This window comes from Halomonas sp. QHL1, from assembly GCF_001882345.1.
Taxonomy (GTDB): Bacteria; Pseudomonadota; Gammaproteobacteria; order Pseudomonadales; family Halomonadaceae; genus Vreelandella.
Map to the genome: position 1 here is coordinate 1,131,523 of NZ_MINL01000001.1, position 18,342 is coordinate 1,149,864.

Here is an 18,342-nt window from a genome sequence, read left to right on the forward strand (position 1 = left end):
GGCGCTGGGATGGTGCCCCCGCGAGGAAAACCAGAGCCCGTGGGATTACACCGCGAAGAGGTCAGCGAGCACGTGATGCCCTTAATGCTTGCGATACACTGCCGCCTGCCAAAATAGTCATCGAGTTTACCGATGCCAGCCGCTGCCAATGAAACCTCAAGCCCCCCGTACTACTGTTCGACGTGTTCAAGACGCTAGTGCTGTTCAACGGCGATCACGTCGGGGATGCCACCTTCGTGCACGGCCATGCCTTTAAAAGAGGCTTGGCGTTAAGTCCACCGCTGCGCTATAGCTACCGTCCATATAAAAAGGGACAGAAGAGTGATGACAAATGATTTTCCAGCTCTCATTCAATTTCTGAAGCGCCATCGTGCTACGAAACCATATATCTTGAGCTTCGCTGCTTTGAAACCCGCTTATCCGGTTTAGCGCGGAGAAGTGCGCCAAATGGCCATCAATGCGCAGTTCGATGTCCTTGGCATCGATGCGAATAGGGCCATCCCATGTAGCCAGCCAAGCGACAAGTCGACTCCGATTCATGCCGTGACGACCCAGCGGTGGTGCTAAATCAAAGATACGCGCTTCTGGCGCATACACTTCCATTATGCTGTCAATGTCATGGTCTGCATGGGCCCTTGTCAATTTCGCTAACAGCTCCTCAATCGCTGCTTTATCCGCTAACGATCCCATTTCGTTGCTCCTATTAAGTGTGCGTTCACTTAATGGTCGGGTGACGTTGGGCTAGATCGACAGCTTTTAGAAATATTTTATCGGCTTTCCCCTTCCAACTACGCTAGCGGCTTAACTGATTTAGACACGCTTGATAAACCGTAAAGTCTTCCGCGGAAAAACAACAGAAAGTCACGGATTCGACACCAGAGGTGTCTTCTAATACGGCATTGACCGTTGCAACGGCAATAGTGGCAGCCTTGCCAATAGGGTAACCGTAAACGCCAGTACTAATACTTGGAAAAGCCAACGAACGGGCTTTCACTGAAGCAGCCAAGGCCAGTGAGCGCCGATAGCATGAAGCCAGTAACGCCGCTTCACCCCGCTCCCCTCCTTGCCAAACCGGACCAACCGTATGGATGACATAGCGAGCTGGCAAATTAAAGCCTTCAGTAATCTTGGCATCGCCAGTAGCACAGCCACCCAGCTGCCTGCATGCGGAAAGAAGCCCTGACCCGGCAGCGCGGTGGATCGCACCATCGACACCGCCGCCACCGAGTAATGAGGTGTTGGCAGCGTTAACTATTGCGTCAACGTTAAGACTAGTGATATCCGCTTGAATGGCATTGATATGCATAAAAGTAACCTCCCTGTTTTCAGGCCTGACAACTTATAGACAGCGCTCAGCCACAGGGGTTTTAGCGCTTACCTGCGCCAGCTCCCAGGCTTGCACCATCTGTTTTTTCTCTAAGCCCCAGCGGTAGCCGCCGAGCGCGCCGCTTTGCTGGATTACCCGATGACAGGGAATCCATAGCGCGATGGGGTTAGCACCCACCGCATTGCCCACGGCACGGGACGATTTAGGTGTACCCAATGCCTGGGCAATATGGGAGTAGCTGGCTAGTTGCCCTTCAGGAATCGTCAGCAGCGCTCGCCAAACCGCTATTTGAAAGTTAGTGCCTGTGACATGCAGCGACAAAGCGGCAGCTCCCTCTTCAGATTGGGTAAATAGCGCTTCCACCGCGTAGCGGGTAGCCTCTGGGCTATGCCGAAAGGTGCTGCGCGGCCACTCTTTGGCAAGCCTTGCCAGTAACTCCTCCGAATTAGTCACATCGACAAAGCCCATTCGGCAGATACCCCGCGGCGTTACCGCGACAAATATGCTCCCGAGGGGTGTTGCATGAACGCCGTAAGCGATCTCCACTCCTTCACCCTGGCGTTTATACTCGCCGGGGGTGACCGCCTCTAACTGCACGAAATGGTCGTAAAGCCGCGAGCCACCGCTAAGCCCCAGGGTATGGGCTATATCCAACAAAGAAGTGGACGAATGCATCAACTGCTTGCCGCGCTCTAAGGTGAGCGCCTGTAAAAAGCGTTTGGGGCTAACCCCCGCATAGCGGCAAAACAGCCGCTGGAAGTGAAAGGCACTCAAATGAACGTGAGCAGCCACCGTTTCCAAGTTGGGCTGTTCTGCCGCATGGGCCACCATATAGGCCATCGCTTTTTCGATACGCTCATAATCGTTCATTTTAATATCTCTCTAGCCGTCATAAAGGGGCTGCTTACTTACCTATCAGCCTAAGCGTTCACGGGCTAGTTGCCGACCCGAATCTTGCGCACTGACGGGTGATCAGACACTCTGGTTTAATAAAGACACTAGTTTAAAAGAGACGCTATGTTTAACAGACATTTCCACTAATTTTCGCTAGGGTGATGCCCCGCCTCAATTGACGGTACACGATACGCCCATGCAAGACTTGATCAATGATATTGCAACGTCCATGGCGAAAGCAGAAGAGCGTGGCAAGGTCGCAGACTATATTCCCGAGCTCGGCCATGTTGACCCACGGCAGTTTGCCATTTCGCTCGCCACTGTGGATGGCAAAGTGTACTCGGCGGGTTGTGCTACCACCCCCTTCTCGATTCAGAGTATTTCGAAGGTGTTTACGCTGACCATTGCGCTTGGGCAGATGGGCGACTCACTTTGGACAAAAGTGGGCCGTGAGCCCTCGGGCGACCCCTTCAACTCCATCGTTCAACTTGAGCACGAAAGCGGCAAACCGCGTAATCCGTTTATCAATGCAGGCGCCATTGCGGTGGTCGATGCGATTATGATGGGCCATGAACCCAAAGAGACCCTGGGCGAGATTCTCAACTTTGTACGCTATGTCGCCAATGACGACAGCATCTGTTTTGACCACGCCGTCGCCGCTTCCGAAATGGCCCACCGCGACCGCAACGCTTCACTGGCGCACTTTATGAAGGCCTTTGGCCATCTACGCCACGATGTCGATAAGGTGCTAGGCACCTACTTTCACCAGTGCGCTATCGCCATGAGCTGTGAACAGCTTGCCCATGCGGGGCTGTTTTTGGCCTCAGACGGTATCAACAAACCCAGCGGCATTCGCGTGGTAGCGCCCCAGCGGGCGCGCCGTATCAACTCGCTAATGATGATGTGCGGTCATTATGACGCCTCGGGGGAGTTCGCTTTTCGGGTTGGTCTGCCCGGCAAAAGTGGCGTGGGTGGCGGCATTCTGGCGATTGCTCCGGGACATGGCTCTATTGCGGTGTGGTCACCGGGGTTAGATCCCTACGGCAACAGCTTACTAGGCACCCAAGCACTCGAAATGTTTGTGCAGCGCACCGGTTGGTCAGTGTTTGGGCATTAATGGAATGGCTTGTTGCGCTATTTTTTAAAATAGTCACAGGGCTTTACTCTTACTCTGCTCCCACAACTGAAAAATAGTGATTAGCCGAGTCACTTTGCCTAGGCTGGACAATAGCGCAGCACAAGGCCAGTATGGGCCGCTTATACGCTCCACATGAGCTAAATTGCATAGGGATGCGCAACGCCATAATAAGTCAGGAGGACCCCATGGCCAACAGTATGAATAACCCCGACCACCGTGATGCTATTACTCTTTTCGCCCGCATGGGCTATGCCTCACGCGGCACTGTGTATGTATTAGTAGGCGGCCTTGCAGCGCTGGCAGCCTTTGGGCAAGGCGGACAAACGGAAGGCAGCCGGGGTGCCTTAGAGCGCTTGCTCACCGCTCCCTTCGGAAAAGTCTTGTTAGCCATTATGGCCATAGGTTTGGTGGGCTACGCTATGTGGCGGACTATCCAGGCAGTCAAAGACACCGACCATCACGGCAACGACGCCAAAGGCTTGGCTATTCGTGCGGGCTTATTGGCCAGCGCCATTACCCATACGTTGTTAGCATTCTTTGCCGCAACGCTCATCTTCCAATTCGCGGGCTCTTCTGGTGATTCAGGCGGCGGCTCGCAGGGTGTAGCGGGCTGGCTGATGCAGCAGCCTTTCGGGCGCTGGCTGGTAGGCGGGGTTGGCGTAGTCATGATTGGCGTAGGTATTGCCCACGCGCTGAAAGGCTACAAGGCCAAATTCGATAAACACTTTGCTATGCCACCACAAACTCAACAATGGGCCTACCCCATCTGCCGTTTCGGCTTAGTGATTCGCGGCCTTGTGTTTGTGATCGTGGGTAGCTTTTTCATCATTGCCGCCTATCAAATCAACCCCGATCAAGCAGGCGGTATGGGCGAAGTGTTTAGTACGCTGCGAAGCCAACCTTACGGCCAGTGGTTGCTTGCGTTTGTCGCTTTGGGGCTGTTCGCATTCGGTCTCTATAGTGTGTTAGCGGCTATTTACCGCCGCATTAATCCCGAATCGTAATCACCACCATGGCCCTAACATCAGAACGGACTAAACAGTGGTTCGAGCGCATTCACGGCTCGAAGCATATGCTGTGGTTACTGGGCACCCTCTCCTTTCTCGAAACGATCATTTTACCCATCCCCATCGAGCTGGTTTTGATACCGCTGATGGCCGTTAACAAGCAGCGCATTTGGCTGCTTGCTACCGTCACCACCGCTGGGTGCCTCGTTGCTTCACTGGTTGGCTACAGTATTGGCTTAGTGCTGTATCAGTCGGTGGGGACGTGGTTTATTGAATTTATGGGGATGGAGCAAAGCTATCAGTCGTTCCAAACCTTCTTCGATCAGTACGGTTTTGCCGCGATTTTAGCCATTGGCATACTGCCCATCCCCTTCCAGGTGGCGATGATTACCGCGGGGCTTTCCGGCTACCCGATTGTGATGTTTGTATTGGCGACGTTAATCGCCCGAGGCTTGCGCTACTTCGGCCTGGCTTGGCTGGTTCACCGCTTTGGGCATGGTGTGCTGGTGCTATGGAAACGCCATGCCTTGGTAACCAGTTTGGTGGCGGGGGTCACTGTACTAGGGCTGGCGGCAGGAATGCAGGCGCTGGCGGGGCGAGTGGTATAACCAATTGAACAGGTGGTTTGCCACCTATATGCCGTAATCCCGCTCGACTTTGGCAATACGGGTTTTGAAATGCTGATACCACTGCTGATGGCCCAATCGCTGGGCCTCTAGATGTTCGGCGTGAGCCTTCCACGCTTTGATAGAGGCAACATCAGCCCAGTAAGAGACCGTGACACCTACGTCGTTTCTGGCCGACTCCACACCTAAAAAACCCGGCTGCTGCGCTGCCAACTCGACCATTCTTGCCGCCATCTCGTCGTAGCCGTTCTCGACCTCGGTGCGCAGTGAGGTGAAAATAACTGCGTAGTAAGGCGGTTCGGGAGTGTTGGCAATTAAGGGCATAAGGTTTTCGCGCTCGTTAAGATCACTCCTCCAGTTTATCGCCACTTGGCGCAGGTGACGAGTGTCTAAGCTTCATGTCCCTAAACGCTTCCATAATATCCATGGGTAACGGGAAGAAAATCGTCGACGCATTTTTATTGCTCATATCACTCATGGTTTGCAGATAGCGCAGTTGCAGCGCAGCCGAGTTCTCCTGCATCACATTGGCTGCCTCGACCAGCTTTTTCGAGGCCTGCAACTCCCCTTCAGCGTGGATCACTTTGGCCCGGCGTTCCCGCTCGGCCTCTGCTTGGCGGGCAATGGCGCGGATCATGCTCTCATCCAGATCCACATGTTTGATCTCAACATTAGCCACCTTAATGCCCCATGCCTCGGTCTGGGCATCGATAATTTCCTGAATATCACTGTTGAGTTTATCGCGCTCAGAAAGCATCTCATCCAAATCATGTTTACCCAGCACGGAGCGAAGCGTGGTCTGGGCCAACTGGCTAGTAGCCTGGGTGAAATTTTCCACCTGGATAATCGCCCGTTCAGGGTCGACCACGCGAAAATAGAGCACGGCATTTACCTTAACCGTCACGTTATCCCGAGAGATCACGTCCTGCTCGGGCACGTCCATGGTAACGACACGTAGATCAACCACTTCCATCTTTTGAATACCGGGAATCACAATGATTAACCCAGGCCCTTTAACCTTCTGAAACCGGCCAAGAAAGAACACCACGCCACGCTTATACTCAGGCAGTATGCGTATGGAGGCGGCAATCAGCATCAACACCAGCACTACTGGAACTAAATACGAAATAATCATGGATCACCTCATCAAGTTGCTGGACTGTCACATGAATAACGCACGACAACTGAGGGCCTAGTGGGGCGAGACGTATACCGTCAACCCTTCGAGGCGTTTCACTGTAAGCTGATCGCCCTGCTTAACCGGAACATCACTTACCGCGTTCCAGCGCTCACCGTGCAATCGCACGTGGCCGTTGGTATCGAAATCCTCCAGGGCAATGGCGTCTGCGCCAATCAGCTGCTCCGCGCCGGTATGCACCTGGCGGTGACGAAGCGTTGCAAAGCGCATCAGAGTCCATAGCATTAGGCCTCCTGATACCAGTGCAACACCCACGATAAGCGGCACTGAAATAGCCAGATACTCGGCATCCATTAGCATGACCGAGCCGAGCACAAAGGCAACGATGCCTCCTGCCCCCAGCACCCCGAAGCTGGGCAGTAGCGTCTCGCCTACCATTAGCGCCAATCCCACCACCATCAACGCTAGTCCGGCGTAGTTAATCGGCAGCACCTGGAACGCAAACAGCGCCAACAGCAGGCAAATGATTCCGATGGTGCCAGGAAATAGGCTACCGGGACTGGCAAGCTCATATATCAGCCCGTAAAAGCCCAGAATCATTAAAAAATAGGCGATATTGGGGTTGGTAATCAGCGAAAGTAGTTGGGTACGCCAATCCGGGTCGAAGCGCTCAATGGCAAGATCAGCGGTGGCTAAGGTGTATTCCCCCCGCTCCATGACCACTGTCATGCCATCTAGCTGCCCTAGCAGGTCTTCAATATCACGTGCTACCACGTCGATGACGTTTTGCTCTAATGCCTGGCTAGCGTTGAGATTCACTGCATTACGCACTGCGTCTTCAGCCCAATCGGCGTTGCGACCGTGGCGCTCAGCCAAACTGCGGATGAAGCTCACCGCGTCTTCCATGACCTTACGCTCCATGGCGCTACCTTCACGGGCCGGCCCATCAGACGCATCTTGATCTTCTTCGGCATCGCTACCAGGCATACCGCCACCGCCCATTTGTACCGGAGTTGCAGACCCCAGATGGGTCGATGGTGCCATCGCTGCCACATGACTGCCATATAGCAAGTAGGTACCCGCGCTTGCGGCTCTCGCCCCGCTGGGGAATACGTACATCACGACCGGGATGTCTGCATTGAGCATCTCTCGAATCATGTCGCGGGTGGTGTCTACCAACCCGCCGGGGGTATCGAGCTCAACTATCACGACCTCGCTACCCTGCTCGCGAGCATGGCGCAGGCCGCGCTCTAGATAATCTTTTGTCGCTGGGCCAATGGCGCCTTGAATACTAAGCACCACAGCGCTGGAAGACGAAGTTTGCGCTACGGCCTGCCACGTAAACGAAAGCGCAGCCATTAACAGACCAGCAATGAATAGCCAGAGCCAGTGCGATTTGAGAGAAAGGATTTGCATATCCACTCCTCGCGCTCCGCGCCTTTAAACCAATATCCGAGCGCCTACTCTATTGACCGCCGTAGCGCCCTTTTGTCTCGCAAGCTTCTTAGGGAGTTTGAAAAAACAATAACGCTGCTGGGGTTTGTACAAAGCAGAGGGTACATACACAACGTAGCACTCACGTTGGGCTTCGTCATGAAGTGTGATGGGAAGATCTTGGTGCGCAGTACTTTCAAATGCAGGGAGCGTTATTTAAAGCTGTTCGGGTAGTTATGGGCACTTATAGGTGAGTATCAGTTCACATAGTAGCCGCTTACCCGCCATGTGCCTTCTTCCAAGTGGGGAGTGATGGTTTCCGTGATCTGCGGTCTGTTTTCAAAACGTGTTTGGAACGTCAAAACCGAGTAGTCACCTCTTGGAGCCCCTGGCATAGAGGTTTCGCGGACAGCGCTTACTCGCCGACGCGACTGAACAGCACCAAAGTCACGACGCGCTGCACCAATTGTCCGTTCTAACATGTGTGGCGAAAGAGGCTTTTTTAACAGCGGAGATGAAGATTCCCATGCCTGCTCATACTGACCGCTATCGATGGCTTCTAGCCACGCCAACGCCGCCGCCTCAGCATCATCTTTGTGAGAGTGGGCATGCGTGGATAGCACCAGGAGCAAGGGTGCGAATATAAAGGTCAGCATTTTGAGCATAGAGGCCTCTCTTGGCATTTAACAACGACCAGAGAAATCTCGATGGTCTTAGTTATATATCGGTAAGCGTCCGGGTTTCTTTAGGGTCGCAGGGTCTATTTGCGTAACAGTAACGCCCCAAGCTATACCCGCTTCTCAAACCCTACCCGCTCGTTTACTATGCGCCACCCAAACTATTTCAGCCGCCACTAATAGGTCACTATGTCCGTCAACGCGCTCTATACCGACCTTTCTGGCTACTACGATTTGATGTGCGTGGATATCGATTACCAAGCGCAAAGCAACGCCATTCGCAGGCTGCATCAGATTTTCGGTAACGACGGAACAACACACCTGGATTTAGCCTGTGGCACCGGCCCACACGTGCGTCATTACATTGATTTTGGCTACGCCAGTAGCGGGCTTGATATCAATCAACCCATGCTGGATATCGCCGCCACGCGTTGCCCAGAAGCTCAGTTCACCCTGCAAGATATGAGTGGCTTCGCGGTTAACGATCCCCAAGACTTAATCACGTGTTTTTTATACTCGATTCACTACAACGATGGGATTGAGAAACTTAAAGCGTGCATTTCCAGCGTGCACCGCGCACTCAATTCTGGCGGTATTTTCTGTTTTAACGCGGTCGATAAAGACAAAATCGATAACGGTTTATCTGTTAAACACAGCGCAAAGCAAGCGGATGACATTTTCACGTTCCGCTCGGGATGGCACTACAGTGGGCAGGGTGAAAAGCAGTCGCTTAGGCTAAGCATTGAGAAGGCTAGCGCAGCAGAGACACAAATGTGGAACGACGAACACCCAATGGTAGCGGTTAACTTTGCGGAGTTAATTGCTCTTTTAGCGCCTCATTTCGAGGTCCATGTGTTTGAGCACAACTACGAAACAATCATTCCCTGGGATAATGCTTCTGGCAATGCGATTTTCGTCTGTGTGAAGAAGGAATAGCTGACCACTGCTGCATTTTGCTCGATAAAACAGAGAGGGTTGCATTGCTAACCCTCTTGCCTCTGCGGAGGTTCAGATTATTGCCGCCGAGTTACGAGTTCAGACTTCTGCATCTGGACTTGTCACATCCTGGTTGGGTCGTAGCTGCAGTTGGACGCCGAGCAAAAAATTTCGCAGCACCTGATCTTTGCACTCTCGATAGTTCTTATGGCTCGGCTTGCGGAAGAACGCACTTAATTCATGGTTACTTAGATTAAAACCCGCCAGCTCAAAAACAGCCAAAATATCGTCAGCCTTTAAATTCAGCGCAATGCGCAGCTTCTGGAACACCATATTGTTGTTCAACTGCGCTTCTGGCGCGGGCTGCGGGCCTTCGCGCTTGCCACGCTTATAGCTAATAAAGCCGTTCAAAAACGCCGCCAGCTCTTTGTTTTTCATGGTCACAAAGGCGTCGTCTTCGTCCTTTTTCAGCCAGGCCGTTACCTGCTCTTGAGCCACGCTGACCTCTGCCAAGGCGAAGATATCCACGATGGTGCGATCTTTTAAATCGAAGGTGTAACGTATACGGCGAAAAATATCGTTATTGGTCAAAATAGTGTCCCTAGTCTTAGGCAAACCCAGCACAAACAGTCTTTATGTGCATCTACGTTTATCGTGAATATGATTAAAACCAGCAGCTTAAAAACTAACCTGTTGTCAGCTTTCCAAGCAGCTCATCAATTTCGTCTTTAAGCTCGCCATCTTCAATTTTATTGGCGGTAGCTTGGGCATTTTTAAGATTGCTGATAGCCGCGTCGGTCTGGCCCAGCTCAACTTGCAATTTTGCCATGGAAAAGGCGATGGACGACATATGGTCTTTGGAATTAATCGCGACGGCTTTTTCGAAGGCTTTTTCGTAGACAGCCAGCGCCTCTTCTAGCTCTTCAGTAAAATCAGCCAGCGTTTCCCACTGCTCTGGGTGATCTTTATCGCTGTTTTCGTTCTCGGTGCAAATAGCTTCCAACTCGGCATAGAGCGCATCGAAAGCCTCCCTATCCTCTTTATCAGCAGCCTTCATGAGCTTTTCGGCGAGTTCGTAAACCGCCTTGTATATTTTGGTGTTAATCATGAACGACTACCTTTTATCTATTTAAAAACAGTAACAAGTAAACAAACCTGCCGAAAATCAACGTTTGTAACACAGTCACCCCACCGTGACCGGTGACATTATACCCCTTGGGGATGGCCCTCGGGGCGATCATTTACGGCTTTATGGTGGGGTGTTGATGAAGGCCCATCCTTGGGCTGCTGCGCTGAAAAGTGCTGATTTCTGATTGACCAGAAACCAGCGGAAGTGACCTTTCCCCTAAATTAACACCATGAACTCGATGAGATTTACCGCTATGCATGGTTAACAGTAATTTTCCATGACGAATTCTGGCTGGCCAGTACTTTCATCAATTTGCTCAACTAATGAAATAAATCCATGTTTCTTATAAAAATTTATGCTGGGTGCGTTCTGTCTGTAGACGCTTAGCTGCAAACACGCCCTTCTGCTCTTGGCATCATCCATTAACGCTGATCCTATACCATTACCCTGCAAGCTTGGTGACACAAAAACCGCTGCCAACGTATTTCCATAGAGGCAGTAAAACCCTGCTATCTGCTCATCAGCTTCAAATACAAAGGTCTCGGATGCAGGTATGTATACATCACGCATTTCGCTAACTTTTGACTTCCAAAATTCTGATCCAACAAAGGAGTGAGATTTAATCGATGCTGAAAGCCAAATATCCAAAATTTGTTCAATATCCGCCTCTCGGTATTTACGAATCATCTAGATGTTCCTAACGATGGTCAACGGCGCCAATGGCGTTACTGAAAAGCTGCCTAGCCCTGGGATAGGTTTGCACCTGTACCAGCGCTAGACAGCTTCATAAAATAAGGCGGGAATGCTTTGCCTTCCTTAGGGTAAATCTGTTCCTTCCAGTGGCTTAAGTAGCGCCCTTCACTTTCTAATAGCCTTTTTGCTTTTAATTCCCACTGAAAGCGAAAAGGGATTTTACCAGATTATTCAAAAGATATTTTATGGTGCATAAAATCTAAATCTATTACGGCTCAGCACCCCTGGAGGGTGCTGAGCTGATTATTAATGGGCATCGCGGTTTAAATTCCGCTCCGCCGGGATGTCACTTAGGTACTCGACAAACTCCACCTCAAACCCGGCCGGATCGACAAAATAGACATTTTTGCGAAACGGCTCTATAGCCCCAGGTTTAGCAATGGCATAGCCCGCGTTATTTAACCTGGCCACAACGGCATCAATGTTATCGGTCACATAGGCAAAATGGGCCAGCCCAACGCTATGGCCTTTCAGATCGCGGTTCTCCCCTTCACCGTGATCGCTTAACGCCAGGTAATGTTCGTCGTCCCCGAAGTGTACCCATTTACGTGGTCTGCCATACCACTCGCCATGGCCTTCATCGCGCACCCGCCAATGCGGGAATACGGCACGGTAAAAATCCAGCATGGCATCCATATCAGCAACCACCAGATTCACGTGTTCTAAGTACATAAGTATCTCCTTGCATTAAGTGAGATCACAGGCTAAAACCTCAACATTAGTTGAGGTAAAGCTTTTTTGAGAACAAACGGCAAAAAATTCAGGGGCGTGTGATGGCAGAGGCTATTTGGAGTGTCGGCAAGGTCGCCAAGCGCTGCGGCATTAAAGTCAGTACCTTGCACTTTTACGAGCAGCAAGGCCTGATCCACAGCTGGCGCAATGCAGGCAACCAGCGCCGCTATAAGCCAGAGGTGTTAAGGCGGATTTCGGTGATCAAAGCGGCGCAGAAAGTCGGCGTCAGCCTGGAGGAGATCAAGCGGGCTTTTGAATCACTGCCCAATAACCGCACGCCGACGGTTGAAGACTGGCAACAGCTTTCAAAAAACTGGCAGCAGATACTGGATGGCCGTATTGCTTACCTGCAAAAGCTGCGTAATAACCTGGCCGGGTGTATTGGCTGCGGCTGCTTGAGCATGACCAGTTGCCCACTTTATAACCCGAATGACCAGTTAGCAGAGATCGGTAGCGGGCCGGTGCTTTTGGATCAGGCTGAGCAGCAGGCTGGGGTGGAACGATAGGCCGGTTAACGTGCACAAACCGCCTGATGCTGGTTGATGTTAGAATCGTAACACCAAGGATGGGCTTCTAGCGCCTCAATTAGCCTCCGCTTCAGCGGTCGGCTGCTTTTACTTTATACTGCCTCATCTTTTATTTTCGACACACCTACGACAATCTGTCAGGGCGCCTTATGCCATTTGCAAAACTAGGATTATCCACTCCTCTTGTTCAAGCGATTACCGAACTAGGTTACCAGACGCCAACGCCCATCCAGGAACAGGCGATTCCTGCCATTCTTTCGGGTAAAGACTTAATCGCCACCGCTCAAACCGGCACAGGTAAAACCGCTGCCTTTGTTCTGCCTCTGCTAGAACGATTCAGCAACGCGGGGACGTTACGCGGCAAACGCATACGTGCGCTGATTCTCGTGCCGACCCGTGAGTTAGCGGTTCAGGTCGAAGCCAACGTGGCTCAATACGCTAAACACACGCACCTAACCTCGATGTCGATGTATGGCGGTGTGGATACCGAAGCTCAAAAAGAGCGCCTAATCAAAGGAGTGGATATTCTGGTCGCCACGCCGGGCAGATTGCTTGATTTGGCTCATCAGCGTGCGCTGCACTTTGATGAACTTAAAGTCCTGGTATTGGACGAAGCGGACAGAATGGTCGACATGGGTTTTGCCGACGATATCCATAAAATCATAGAGCGCCTACCTGAAAACCGTCAGAACCTACTGTTTTCGGCCACAATCACAGACGACGTTCGTGCACTCGCCTACGATTTTTCAGATAGCAAGATGACCGATCTGGCGGCTGAAATATCCATTTCTCCAAACGTCCGCGCCGCCGCTAATGTCAAACAGTGGCTAATCACCGTCGACAAAGACACTAAGTCCGCCTTGTTGAGTCACTTAATTAATGAGCAAAAGTGGGATCAGGCGCTTATTTTTACCGAGAAAAAACACAATGCGGCCAAGCTTGTTGCTCAGCTGGAAAAACGCGGCATCACAGCGGACTCTATCCATGGCGATAGAAGCCAAGCAATGCGCGAAAAGATTTTGGCTCAGTTCAAATCTGGAGAACTAAAATACTTGGTCGCCACGGGGGTTGCCGCGCGCGGTTTGGATATTGATGAATTGAGTCGTGTGGTGAATTACGATTTACCTTTTCAGCCAGAAGAATACATCCACCGCATTGGCCGAACCGGCCGCGCGGGTGCCTCAGGTGAAGCCATCTCTTTAGTCGACATGAGTGACTTTAAAAATCTTTGCGCTATTGAAAGGCGTTTAAAAAGTATTATTGAGCGCAAAGAGATTGCAGGCTTTCCGGTTCGAAAAGCAGTACCTGAATCAAACTTAAATTATAATAAACAAAGTAATCGTTAAAACTTACCCAAGAAGCTCGCCTCTTAAAAAAAGGTGAGCTTCTTTATTATAGATATTTCACGAACTTGGTAAAAACGCATCTAATAGCTCGGCATTAGTGGGATATTTATCCAATAACTCAAGCAACTTCTGCGCGCCGTCTACTGGCTTAAGCGTTGTCAAACCTCTGCGCAACGTCCTTACTTTTTCAATATCTTTGGCATCAATCAAAAGCTCTTCTCGACGGGTACTGCTTTTGGCAATATCTATCGCAGGGAAAATCCGTTGATTTGCCACATCCCGGGATAACACGAGCTCCATATTGCCCGTGCCCTTGAACTCCTCGAAAATCACCTGATCCATACGGCTTCCCGTATCTACCAGCACGGTGGCCAGAATGGTGAGCGATCCGCCGTTTTCGATCTTTCTCGCAGCGCCAAACAGTTTTCGGGGTATTTCCATCGCTCGGGAATCCAGCCCACCCGACATAGTGCGGCCATTGCCCCGCTGCTCGGCATTATGAACCCGCGAGAGTCTGGTAAGAGAATCGATCACAATCATCACATCATGCCCCTCACCTGCTTGCTTACGCGCCGTCTCAAGCAGCTTATCAGCCATATTTACATGGTGTGTGTAGCTCTCGTCTGAAGACGATGCATGTACTTCTGCCGACACACTGCGCTTAAAATCGGTCACTTCTTCAGGGCGCTCATCAATCAGCAAGGCATACAGCTTTATTTCAGGATGAGCTTCTGCCACGGCCTGACAGATATGTTTTAACATCGTCGTTTTGCCAGAACCTGGCGGCGCAACAATCAACCCTCGTTGCCCCATCCCAATGGGCGTAATCAAATCCATTGCTCGCACAGTACGCTGCTTAGAACCAGGCTCTAAATAAATGCGTGGGGAAGGATGAATAGCGACGCCATTTAAAAAACGTTTTTCGGGATCATTAGGAAATTGATCTTCAACTTCGTCGGCGGGCTTGGCATCTATCTGTCTTTTCACTTTCAAACCTAGTATTTTTCTCGCCATAATATTGATTTATCGCCTTGAATAAACTGAATTTATAGATTACTGAAATAAAAATAGCTGCATCATAGCCATCTATCCAGTTGGCGACCTCGGCAACGCGATGGCCGCGCTCTAATACCTGTTTAACGGATTCGATTTTGAATTCTTCATTGTAACGGGGACGGTTCATGGATCCTCCTAGATGCCTTTAGCATAAGGCCTGGAGGTGGCTACGAAACCCGCAGCAAGACATCAATCCGGCAATTCCTGGGTGGCAGCTACGGCAAGGGCCTCCATGCGCGTCGGATCATTCGGCACCCAATTCTTGATCTGTGTTTCGTAGTCCATATCTATGCCTAACGTTTGGTTAAGGGGCGCGCTTTAGCCCGTCCCAAATGAACGAAGCGAGCGGCTTGAAAATCTTGGTAGACTGGTAACTAGGTCAAATGTTATTGCGCTAATGTGAATTTTCAAGAGCCCAGCAAAGTAAAATCGAAGTTATCAGGTTTGTATCCAAAAGCATCGCTTTTTTCCACGCTTATTTTTGGACAAGCGCGGCGGATTATTTTTTCCTGTTCAGATGATATGTAGTGGGGGGCTCTAGGGTCGAAACATATGGCATCTATGAAATCTATTGGAATTGGAACGTGAATGATGTCTGGTAATTCTGTAGAGGCTGGGTAGTGATGGGTTGCAGTGCCAAAAATAAAACTGGCCTTTTCATGGTTCTCTCGGTTTTTCCATTCGCTTGCAGGTAAGTGATTTCTTAAGCAAATAGCAATGCTCGCTCGAATTTCCTTTTCATGACTAAAGCAAGCGTCTTTCAAGAAGCTGGCTTGTTCGTGATTAATTACTCTGGCTTGCTCAACTGCATTTATGTTTTTAAGTAGTGCTTCCCTGCTAGTGGTGTTTTCATTTTCGACAAGTTCAACGCAGGCGGAAGCATACCTCTCATATTTATTTTTGATCTGTTGAGAGATTTCTTCAAAATGAACATAGTGTACGGGCTTTATTTCTGGGAATCTTGGTAATTGAATTGTTCCTGCTGGGGACTCAATGTGTTTTGTCCATAAATTTTCATTTGCGTATTGCTTTACTGCCTGTTCCAATTTTTCTTTAGTTGTTTTTATTCTAATTGAATCATGCCTTTTTGAGTAAAGTAGCCACATTGCCATCAGATTTGGCTCTAAGGTCCATGAACTTATGTATGTCGACCCTCGAATATGGTCATGGTGCTCTTTTATCTTTTCTTTCCGTTGAAGGCTCCAGCTATATGTAAATGATTCTTGAAAGCTAAGGACGCTTCCAAGGCCTTCATTGAGGTCATCCATCAGCATTAGGCGTGCAAACTTAAGTTTCGATTCGCTGAGTAAATTATGGAGTTCTGTTAGTGGCAGGAATCGATATATATCTGTCATTTGCTACTCGCAATTTTTATTTGGCCTATCGCCATTCACAGCGGGGCGAGGCTTGAGCGTCCGGCACCGTAGGTGCGAACTGATGCAACTTGTTATACGTTTTCACTTGAGGAACTCTGAAAGCATGTGACCCATCTTTTTAGCTTTTGTCTCAAGATATGGAGATGAATGCTCGTTTGATTCTATTTCTAACGGCTCTCGCGCAACCAAAATATTACTTGAATTTATACCTTCAACTTTACGCGGATTGTTGGTTAGGAGGCGAATTTCACTAACGTTAAAGTAATCAATAATTTGAATGACCCTATCATATTCACGAGGATCTTGCTCTAACCCTAGATGATGGTATGCATCAGATGTATCTAGCCCATGTGTTACTCCAAGTTCCATTCCTTTCACCTTGTTAAGTAAGCCAGCACCTCGTCCATCACAGAGCATATAGATTAGATAACCCCCATGTTTTGAAATTTTTCGCTGGCTTTCACTGAGTTGCGCATGACAATCACAATCCAAACTTCTAAATATCTCAGCCGTATAACATGCACTCTGAACCCTAACTAGAGGAACTGATTCGTAATTTGGATTAACTAGAACCAATATATTATCCTCTTCGTGCTTGTCCCAGCAAAAGCAATAAAAATCGAACTCACCTAATTGGGTATTGATATGAGTTTTCTCGACTTGATACTTATCCATTTCTATTGCTCGCTTGATGAATTTTGTGGTGCAGATCTAATGTCTTCAGGGTTTGGAACCATTGGCAGCCATGAATAGTGCGCATCTAATGCTATGTGGGCCACTTTCTCAATTAGAAGCTTATCGGGATCAGGGTACTCAGAATATTCAGCAACTTTATATTGATACTTGTAGAGATTATCTTCTAATTCTCTTTGTGATGTTCGGTATAACGCCCACAGTTGTTGAGGTTTTCGAAGTTGAAGCCATGCGGTTGAAAAAGCAACTGCAAAAGATAATAACGTAGGAATTAGTTTCGAAAAAACAAAAACGGAGCCGTACTCTCCAAACAATTGGGCTATGTCTTTACCCAGCGTTACAAAAACAGGTGCGGCAAGTGCGCCACCCATTGAAAGCCAGAAACAAAGCATTGACTCATTCTTATTGTGAGTCGATTTTTCTTTGAATCCATTAATTATTGCTTTGCAAAACTCTTCCGGAGTTTTTGGTTCTTCTTTCATATCTGGTTTTTTTCAAAAACTTGATCATCTAATCATAGCTCGATTATTGGTGACGTATAACAGTGATTAGACTGCACGTTCTGATATTGAGTAAACGCCCCGCACTATTCAACATTCTTATCAAGCGCGCCGAAATATCCCTAACCATCTGATATTTAAGAAAATTATTAATGATTTAGCAGCACGTCAACAATTCACTTACGCGCTCGCTTTCTGATCTAATCATACTCTATTCATAATATTGGCTTAGGTCACGTGGCTTTGCAGAAAAATATGCTGCCGCGGGCTTTGGGCAGCTGGCGCCGCCTTCGCGTGTTCCTTTGGCTCGTTCCTCGCCAAGCGTTACGCCGCGCTACAACTTCACTCCGGGCCATAGCCGCGGCATTATATTGCCCCTCATACCCTCCCTCCTCATCTTCAAAGCTCAATCCCTTTCTGGGCCTTAATACCTTGGTCTTTAAAAGCATGTTTGACCACTTTCATTTCAGTAACGGTGTCGGCGAGGTCGATGAGCTGTTGTGGGGCGTAGCGGCCGGTGACGACGGCGTGCTGCATTGCTGGGCGGGCTTGCAGGTCGTCGAGTACTTGGTCGAGGTCTAGGTACTCGTAACGAAGTGCGATGTTGAGTTCGTCGAGCAGTACCAGGTGGTAGCTTTCGTCTTGCAGCATGCGTTTGGCTTCTGCCCAGGCGGCGTTGGCGGCGGCGGCATCGCGTTCGCGGTCTTGAGTGTCCCAGGTGTAGCCCTGCCCCATTACGTGGTAATCCACGTTTGGCAGGTTACGGAAGAATGCCTCTTCGCCGGTACTAAACGCGCCTTTAATAAACTGCACCACACCCACTTTCATACCGTGGCCCAGGGCGCGGGCGAGCATGCCAAAACCGGAGCTGCTTTTGCCCTTACCAGGGCCGGTGAGCACTAGCAGCACGCCCTGCTCTTTATCGGCGCGGGCGATGCGCTCGTTCATGATTTTCTGCTTGGCCGCCATGCGCTGGGCATGGCGTTCGGGGGTTTTGGCATTCTCGCGCATGGGGCGTCCTCTTTATTAAGCTCTTTATTTAAGCTATTTATA

Annotated in this window: 22 protein-coding genes and 1 pseudogene; 6 read left to right on the plus strand and 17 right to left on the minus strand. The window is 49.9% G+C overall.

Annotated elements, in window-relative coordinates:
* Positions 1-252: 252 nt before the first annotated feature.
* The 3 genes from QHL1GM_RS05140 to QHL1GM_RS05150 form a co-directional block, all read right to left on the minus strand.
* Positions 253-690 (minus strand): nuclear transport factor 2 family protein, encoded by a 438-nt coding sequence (locus tag QHL1GM_RS05140; protein WP_071693506.1) that lies wholly within the window; start codon positions 688-690, stop codon positions 253-255.
* A gap of 103 nt (positions 691-793) precedes the next feature.
* Complete coding sequence (locus QHL1GM_RS05145; RefSeq protein ID WP_071693507.1) at positions 794-1,306, minus strand: O-acetyl-ADP-ribose deacetylase; 513 nt, start codon at positions 1,304-1,306, stop codon at positions 794-796.
* Between the two features lie 33 nt (positions 1,307-1,339).
* On the minus strand, positions 1,340-2,197 hold the full coding sequence (locus QHL1GM_RS05150; RefSeq protein ID WP_071693508.1) for a bifunctional transcriptional activator/DNA repair enzyme AdaA: 858 nt from the start codon (positions 2,195-2,197) through the stop codon (positions 1,340-1,342).
* Between the two features lie 220 nt (positions 2,198-2,417).
* Here QHL1GM_RS05150 and QHL1GM_RS05155 point away from each other — a divergent pair, with 220 nt between their 5' ends.
* The 3 genes from QHL1GM_RS05155 (at position 2,418) to QHL1GM_RS05165 (ending at position 4,974) form a co-directional block, all read left to right on the plus strand.
* Positions 2,418-3,338, plus strand: a complete 921-nt coding sequence (locus QHL1GM_RS05155) for a glutaminase (RefSeq protein WP_071693509.1) — start codon at positions 2,418-2,420, stop codon at positions 3,336-3,338.
* Positions 3,339-3,544: 206 nt separating this feature from the next.
* Positions 3,545-4,363, plus strand: coding sequence for a DUF1206 domain-containing protein (locus tag QHL1GM_RS05160; protein ID WP_071693510.1), 819 nt, complete (start codon positions 3,545-3,547; stop codon positions 4,361-4,363).
* Positions 4,364-4,371: 8 nt separating this feature from the next.
* The gene (locus QHL1GM_RS05165; protein ID WP_071693511.1) at positions 4,372-4,974 is read left to right on the plus strand and encodes a YqaA family protein; all 603 of its coding nucleotides are present in this window, start codon (positions 4,372-4,374) and stop codon (positions 4,972-4,974) included.
* Positions 4,975-4,998: 24 nt separating this feature from the next.
* Here the strand turns inward: QHL1GM_RS05165 and QHL1GM_RS05170 are convergent, their stop codons facing one another.
* The 4 genes from QHL1GM_RS05170 to QHL1GM_RS05185 all read right to left on the minus strand — a co-directional run bounded on the left by QHL1GM_RS05170 (position 4,999) and on the right by QHL1GM_RS05185 (position 8,229).
* Positions 4,999-5,316, minus strand: a complete 318-nt coding sequence (locus tag QHL1GM_RS05170) for an antibiotic biosynthesis monooxygenase (protein WP_071693512.1) — start codon at positions 5,314-5,316, stop codon at positions 4,999-5,001.
* Positions 5,317-5,338: 22 nt separating this feature from the next.
* Positions 5,339-6,127, minus strand: a complete 789-nt coding sequence (locus tag QHL1GM_RS05175; RefSeq protein WP_071693513.1) for a slipin family protein — start codon at positions 6,125-6,127, stop codon at positions 5,339-5,341.
* Between the two features lie 57 nt (positions 6,128-6,184).
* On the minus strand, positions 6,185-7,546 hold the full coding sequence (locus QHL1GM_RS05180) for a nodulation protein NfeD (protein ID WP_071693514.1): 1,362 nt from the start codon (positions 7,544-7,546) through the stop codon (positions 6,185-6,187).
* 275 nt (positions 7,547-7,821) lie between these two features.
* Complete coding sequence (locus tag QHL1GM_RS05185; RefSeq protein WP_071693515.1) at positions 7,822-8,229, minus strand: DUF4019 domain-containing protein; 408 nt, start codon at positions 8,227-8,229, stop codon at positions 7,822-7,824.
* 201 nt (positions 8,230-8,430) lie between these two features.
* Between QHL1GM_RS05185 and QHL1GM_RS05190 the strand changes: the two genes are divergently transcribed.
* A complete protein-coding gene (locus QHL1GM_RS05190; RefSeq protein WP_071693516.1) occupies positions 8,431-9,177 on the plus strand; it encodes a class I SAM-dependent methyltransferase in 747 nt (248 codons plus the stop codon).
* 99 nt (positions 9,178-9,276) lie between these two features.
* Here the strand turns inward: QHL1GM_RS05190 and QHL1GM_RS05195 are convergent, their stop codons facing one another.
* The 4 genes from QHL1GM_RS05195 to QHL1GM_RS05210 all read right to left on the minus strand — a co-directional run bounded on the left by QHL1GM_RS05195 (position 9,277) and on the right by QHL1GM_RS05210 (position 11,731).
* Complete coding sequence (locus QHL1GM_RS05195) at positions 9,277-9,768, minus strand: DUF1456 family protein (RefSeq protein WP_071693517.1); 492 nt, start codon at positions 9,766-9,768, stop codon at positions 9,277-9,279.
* 94 nt (positions 9,769-9,862) lie between these two features.
* Positions 9,863-10,285 carry a Replicative DNA helicase gene (locus QHL1GM_RS05200; protein ID WP_071693518.1) on the minus strand — a complete coding sequence of 141 codons (423 nt, stop codon included), beginning with the start codon at positions 10,283-10,285 and terminating at the stop codon, positions 9,863-9,865.
* A gap of 282 nt (positions 10,286-10,567) precedes the next feature.
* Complete coding sequence (locus QHL1GM_RS05205) at positions 10,568-10,993, minus strand: N-acetyltransferase (protein WP_071693519.1); 426 nt, start codon at positions 10,991-10,993, stop codon at positions 10,568-10,570.
* A gap of 312 nt (positions 10,994-11,305) precedes the next feature.
* Complete coding sequence (locus QHL1GM_RS05210) at positions 11,306-11,731, minus strand: VOC family protein (protein ID WP_071693520.1); 426 nt, start codon at positions 11,729-11,731, stop codon at positions 11,306-11,308.
* A gap of 101 nt (positions 11,732-11,832) precedes the next feature.
* On the opposite strand from QHL1GM_RS05210, the gene soxR reads away from it, so the two are divergent.
* Positions 11,833-12,297 carry a redox-sensitive transcriptional activator SoxR gene (gene soxR / locus QHL1GM_RS05215; RefSeq protein WP_071693521.1) on the plus strand — a complete coding sequence of 155 codons (465 nt, stop codon included), beginning with the start codon at positions 11,833-11,835 and terminating at the stop codon, positions 12,295-12,297.
* A 170-nt stretch (positions 12,298-12,467) separates the two neighbouring features.
* The gene (locus QHL1GM_RS05220; RefSeq protein WP_071693522.1) at positions 12,468-13,664 is read left to right on the plus strand and encodes a DEAD/DEAH box helicase; all 1,197 of its coding nucleotides are present in this window, start codon (positions 12,468-12,470) and stop codon (positions 13,662-13,664) included.
* Between the two features lie 57 nt (positions 13,665-13,721).
* Here the strand turns inward: QHL1GM_RS05220 and rho are convergent, their stop codons facing one another.
* The 6 genes and pseudogenes from rho to cobO all read right to left on the minus strand — a co-directional run bounded on the left by rho (position 13,722) and on the right by cobO (position 18,300).
* Positions 13,722-14,678 carry a transcription termination factor Rho gene (gene rho, locus QHL1GM_RS05225; RefSeq protein WP_071693523.1) on the minus strand — a complete coding sequence of 319 codons (957 nt, stop codon included), beginning with the start codon at positions 14,676-14,678 and terminating at the stop codon, positions 13,722-13,724.
* An 82-nt stretch (positions 14,679-14,760) separates the two neighbouring features.
* Positions 14,761-14,847, minus strand: a pseudogene (locus tag QHL1GM_RS19640) (transposase); the annotation flags it as partial.
* A gap of 280 nt (positions 14,848-15,127) precedes the next feature.
* Complete coding sequence (locus QHL1GM_RS05230; protein WP_071693524.1) at positions 15,128-16,075, minus strand: DUF2971 domain-containing protein; 948 nt, start codon at positions 16,073-16,075, stop codon at positions 15,128-15,130.
* 102 nt (positions 16,076-16,177) lie between these two features.
* Entirely contained in the window at positions 16,178-16,771 is a 594-nt protein-coding gene (locus QHL1GM_RS05235) for a GTP cyclohydrolase II (RefSeq protein WP_071693525.1), read from the minus strand.
* Between the two features lie 2 nt (positions 16,772-16,773).
* The gene (locus QHL1GM_RS05240) at positions 16,774-17,271 is read right to left on the minus strand and encodes a DUF4231 domain-containing protein (RefSeq protein ID WP_071693526.1); all 498 of its coding nucleotides are present in this window, start codon (positions 17,269-17,271) and stop codon (positions 16,774-16,776) included.
* A gap of 417 nt (positions 17,272-17,688) precedes the next feature.
* Positions 17,689-18,300: a cob(I)yrinic acid a,c-diamide adenosyltransferase gene (cobO, locus tag QHL1GM_RS05245; protein WP_071693527.1), complete on the minus strand. Its 612-nt coding sequence runs from the start codon at positions 18,298-18,300 to the stop codon at positions 17,689-17,691.
* Positions 18,301-18,342: the final 42 nt, after the last annotated feature.

Bases quoted from the DNA above. Each gene is read 5' to 3' on its own strand.
- QHL1GM_RS05140 (WP_071693506.1), bottom strand. From the start codon at position 690: ATGGGATCGTTAGCGGATAAAGCAGCGATTGAGGAGCTGTTAGCGAAA.
- QHL1GM_RS05145 (WP_071693507.1), bottom strand. From the start codon at position 1,306: ATGCATATCAATGCCATTCAAGCGGATATCACTAGTCTTAACGTTGAC.
- QHL1GM_RS05150 (WP_071693508.1), bottom strand. From the start codon at position 2,197: ATGAACGATTATGAGCGTATCGAAAAAGCGATGGCCTATATGGTGGCC.
- QHL1GM_RS05155 (WP_071693509.1), top strand. From the start codon at position 2,418: ATGCAAGACTTGATCAATGATATTGCAACGTCCATGGCGAAAGCAGAA.
- QHL1GM_RS05160 (WP_071693510.1), top strand. From the start codon at position 3,545: ATGGCCAACAGTATGAATAACCCCGACCACCGTGATGCTATTACTCTT.
- QHL1GM_RS05165 (WP_071693511.1), top strand. From the start codon at position 4,372: ATGGCCCTAACATCAGAACGGACTAAACAGTGGTTCGAGCGCATTCAC.
- QHL1GM_RS05170 (WP_071693512.1), bottom strand. From the start codon at position 5,316: ATGCCCTTAATTGCCAACACTCCCGAACCGCCTTACTACGCAGTTATT.
- QHL1GM_RS05175 (WP_071693513.1), bottom strand. From the start codon at position 6,127: ATGATTATTTCGTATTTAGTTCCAGTAGTGCTGGTGTTGATGCTGATT.
- QHL1GM_RS05180 (WP_071693514.1), bottom strand. From the start codon at position 7,546: ATGCAAATCCTTTCTCTCAAATCGCACTGGCTCTGGCTATTCATTGCT.
- QHL1GM_RS05185 (WP_071693515.1), bottom strand. From the start codon at position 8,229: ATGCTCAAAATGCTGACCTTTATATTCGCACCCTTGCTCCTGGTGCTA.
- QHL1GM_RS05190 (WP_071693516.1), top strand. From the start codon at position 8,431: ATGTCCGTCAACGCGCTCTATACCGACCTTTCTGGCTACTACGATTTG.
- QHL1GM_RS05200 (WP_071693518.1), bottom strand. From the start codon at position 10,285: ATGATTAACACCAAAATATACAAGGCGGTTTACGAACTCGCCGAAAAG.
- QHL1GM_RS05205 (WP_071693519.1), bottom strand. From the start codon at position 10,993: ATGATTCGTAAATACCGAGAGGCGGATATTGAACAAATTTTGGATATT.
- QHL1GM_RS05210 (WP_071693520.1), bottom strand. From the start codon at position 11,731: ATGTACTTAGAACACGTGAATCTGGTGGTTGCTGATATGGATGCCATG.
- soxR (WP_071693521.1), top strand. From the start codon at position 11,833: ATGGCAGAGGCTATTTGGAGTGTCGGCAAGGTCGCCAAGCGCTGCGGC.
- QHL1GM_RS05220 (WP_071693522.1), top strand. From the start codon at position 12,468: ATGCCATTTGCAAAACTAGGATTATCCACTCCTCTTGTTCAAGCGATT.
- rho (WP_071693523.1), bottom strand. From the start codon at position 14,678: ATGGCGAGAAAAATACTAGGTTTGAAAGTGAAAAGACAGATAGATGCC.
- QHL1GM_RS05230 (WP_071693524.1), bottom strand. From the start codon at position 16,075: ATGACAGATATATATCGATTCCTGCCACTAACAGAACTCCATAATTTA.
- QHL1GM_RS05235 (WP_071693525.1), bottom strand. From the start codon at position 16,771: ATGGATAAGTATCAAGTCGAGAAAACTCATATCAATACCCAATTAGGT.
- QHL1GM_RS05240 (WP_071693526.1), bottom strand. From the start codon at position 17,271: ATGAAAGAAGAACCAAAAACTCCGGAAGAGTTTTGCAAAGCAATAATT.
- cobO (WP_071693527.1), bottom strand. From the start codon at position 18,300: ATGCGCGAGAATGCCAAAACCCCCGAACGCCATGCCCAGCGCATGGCG.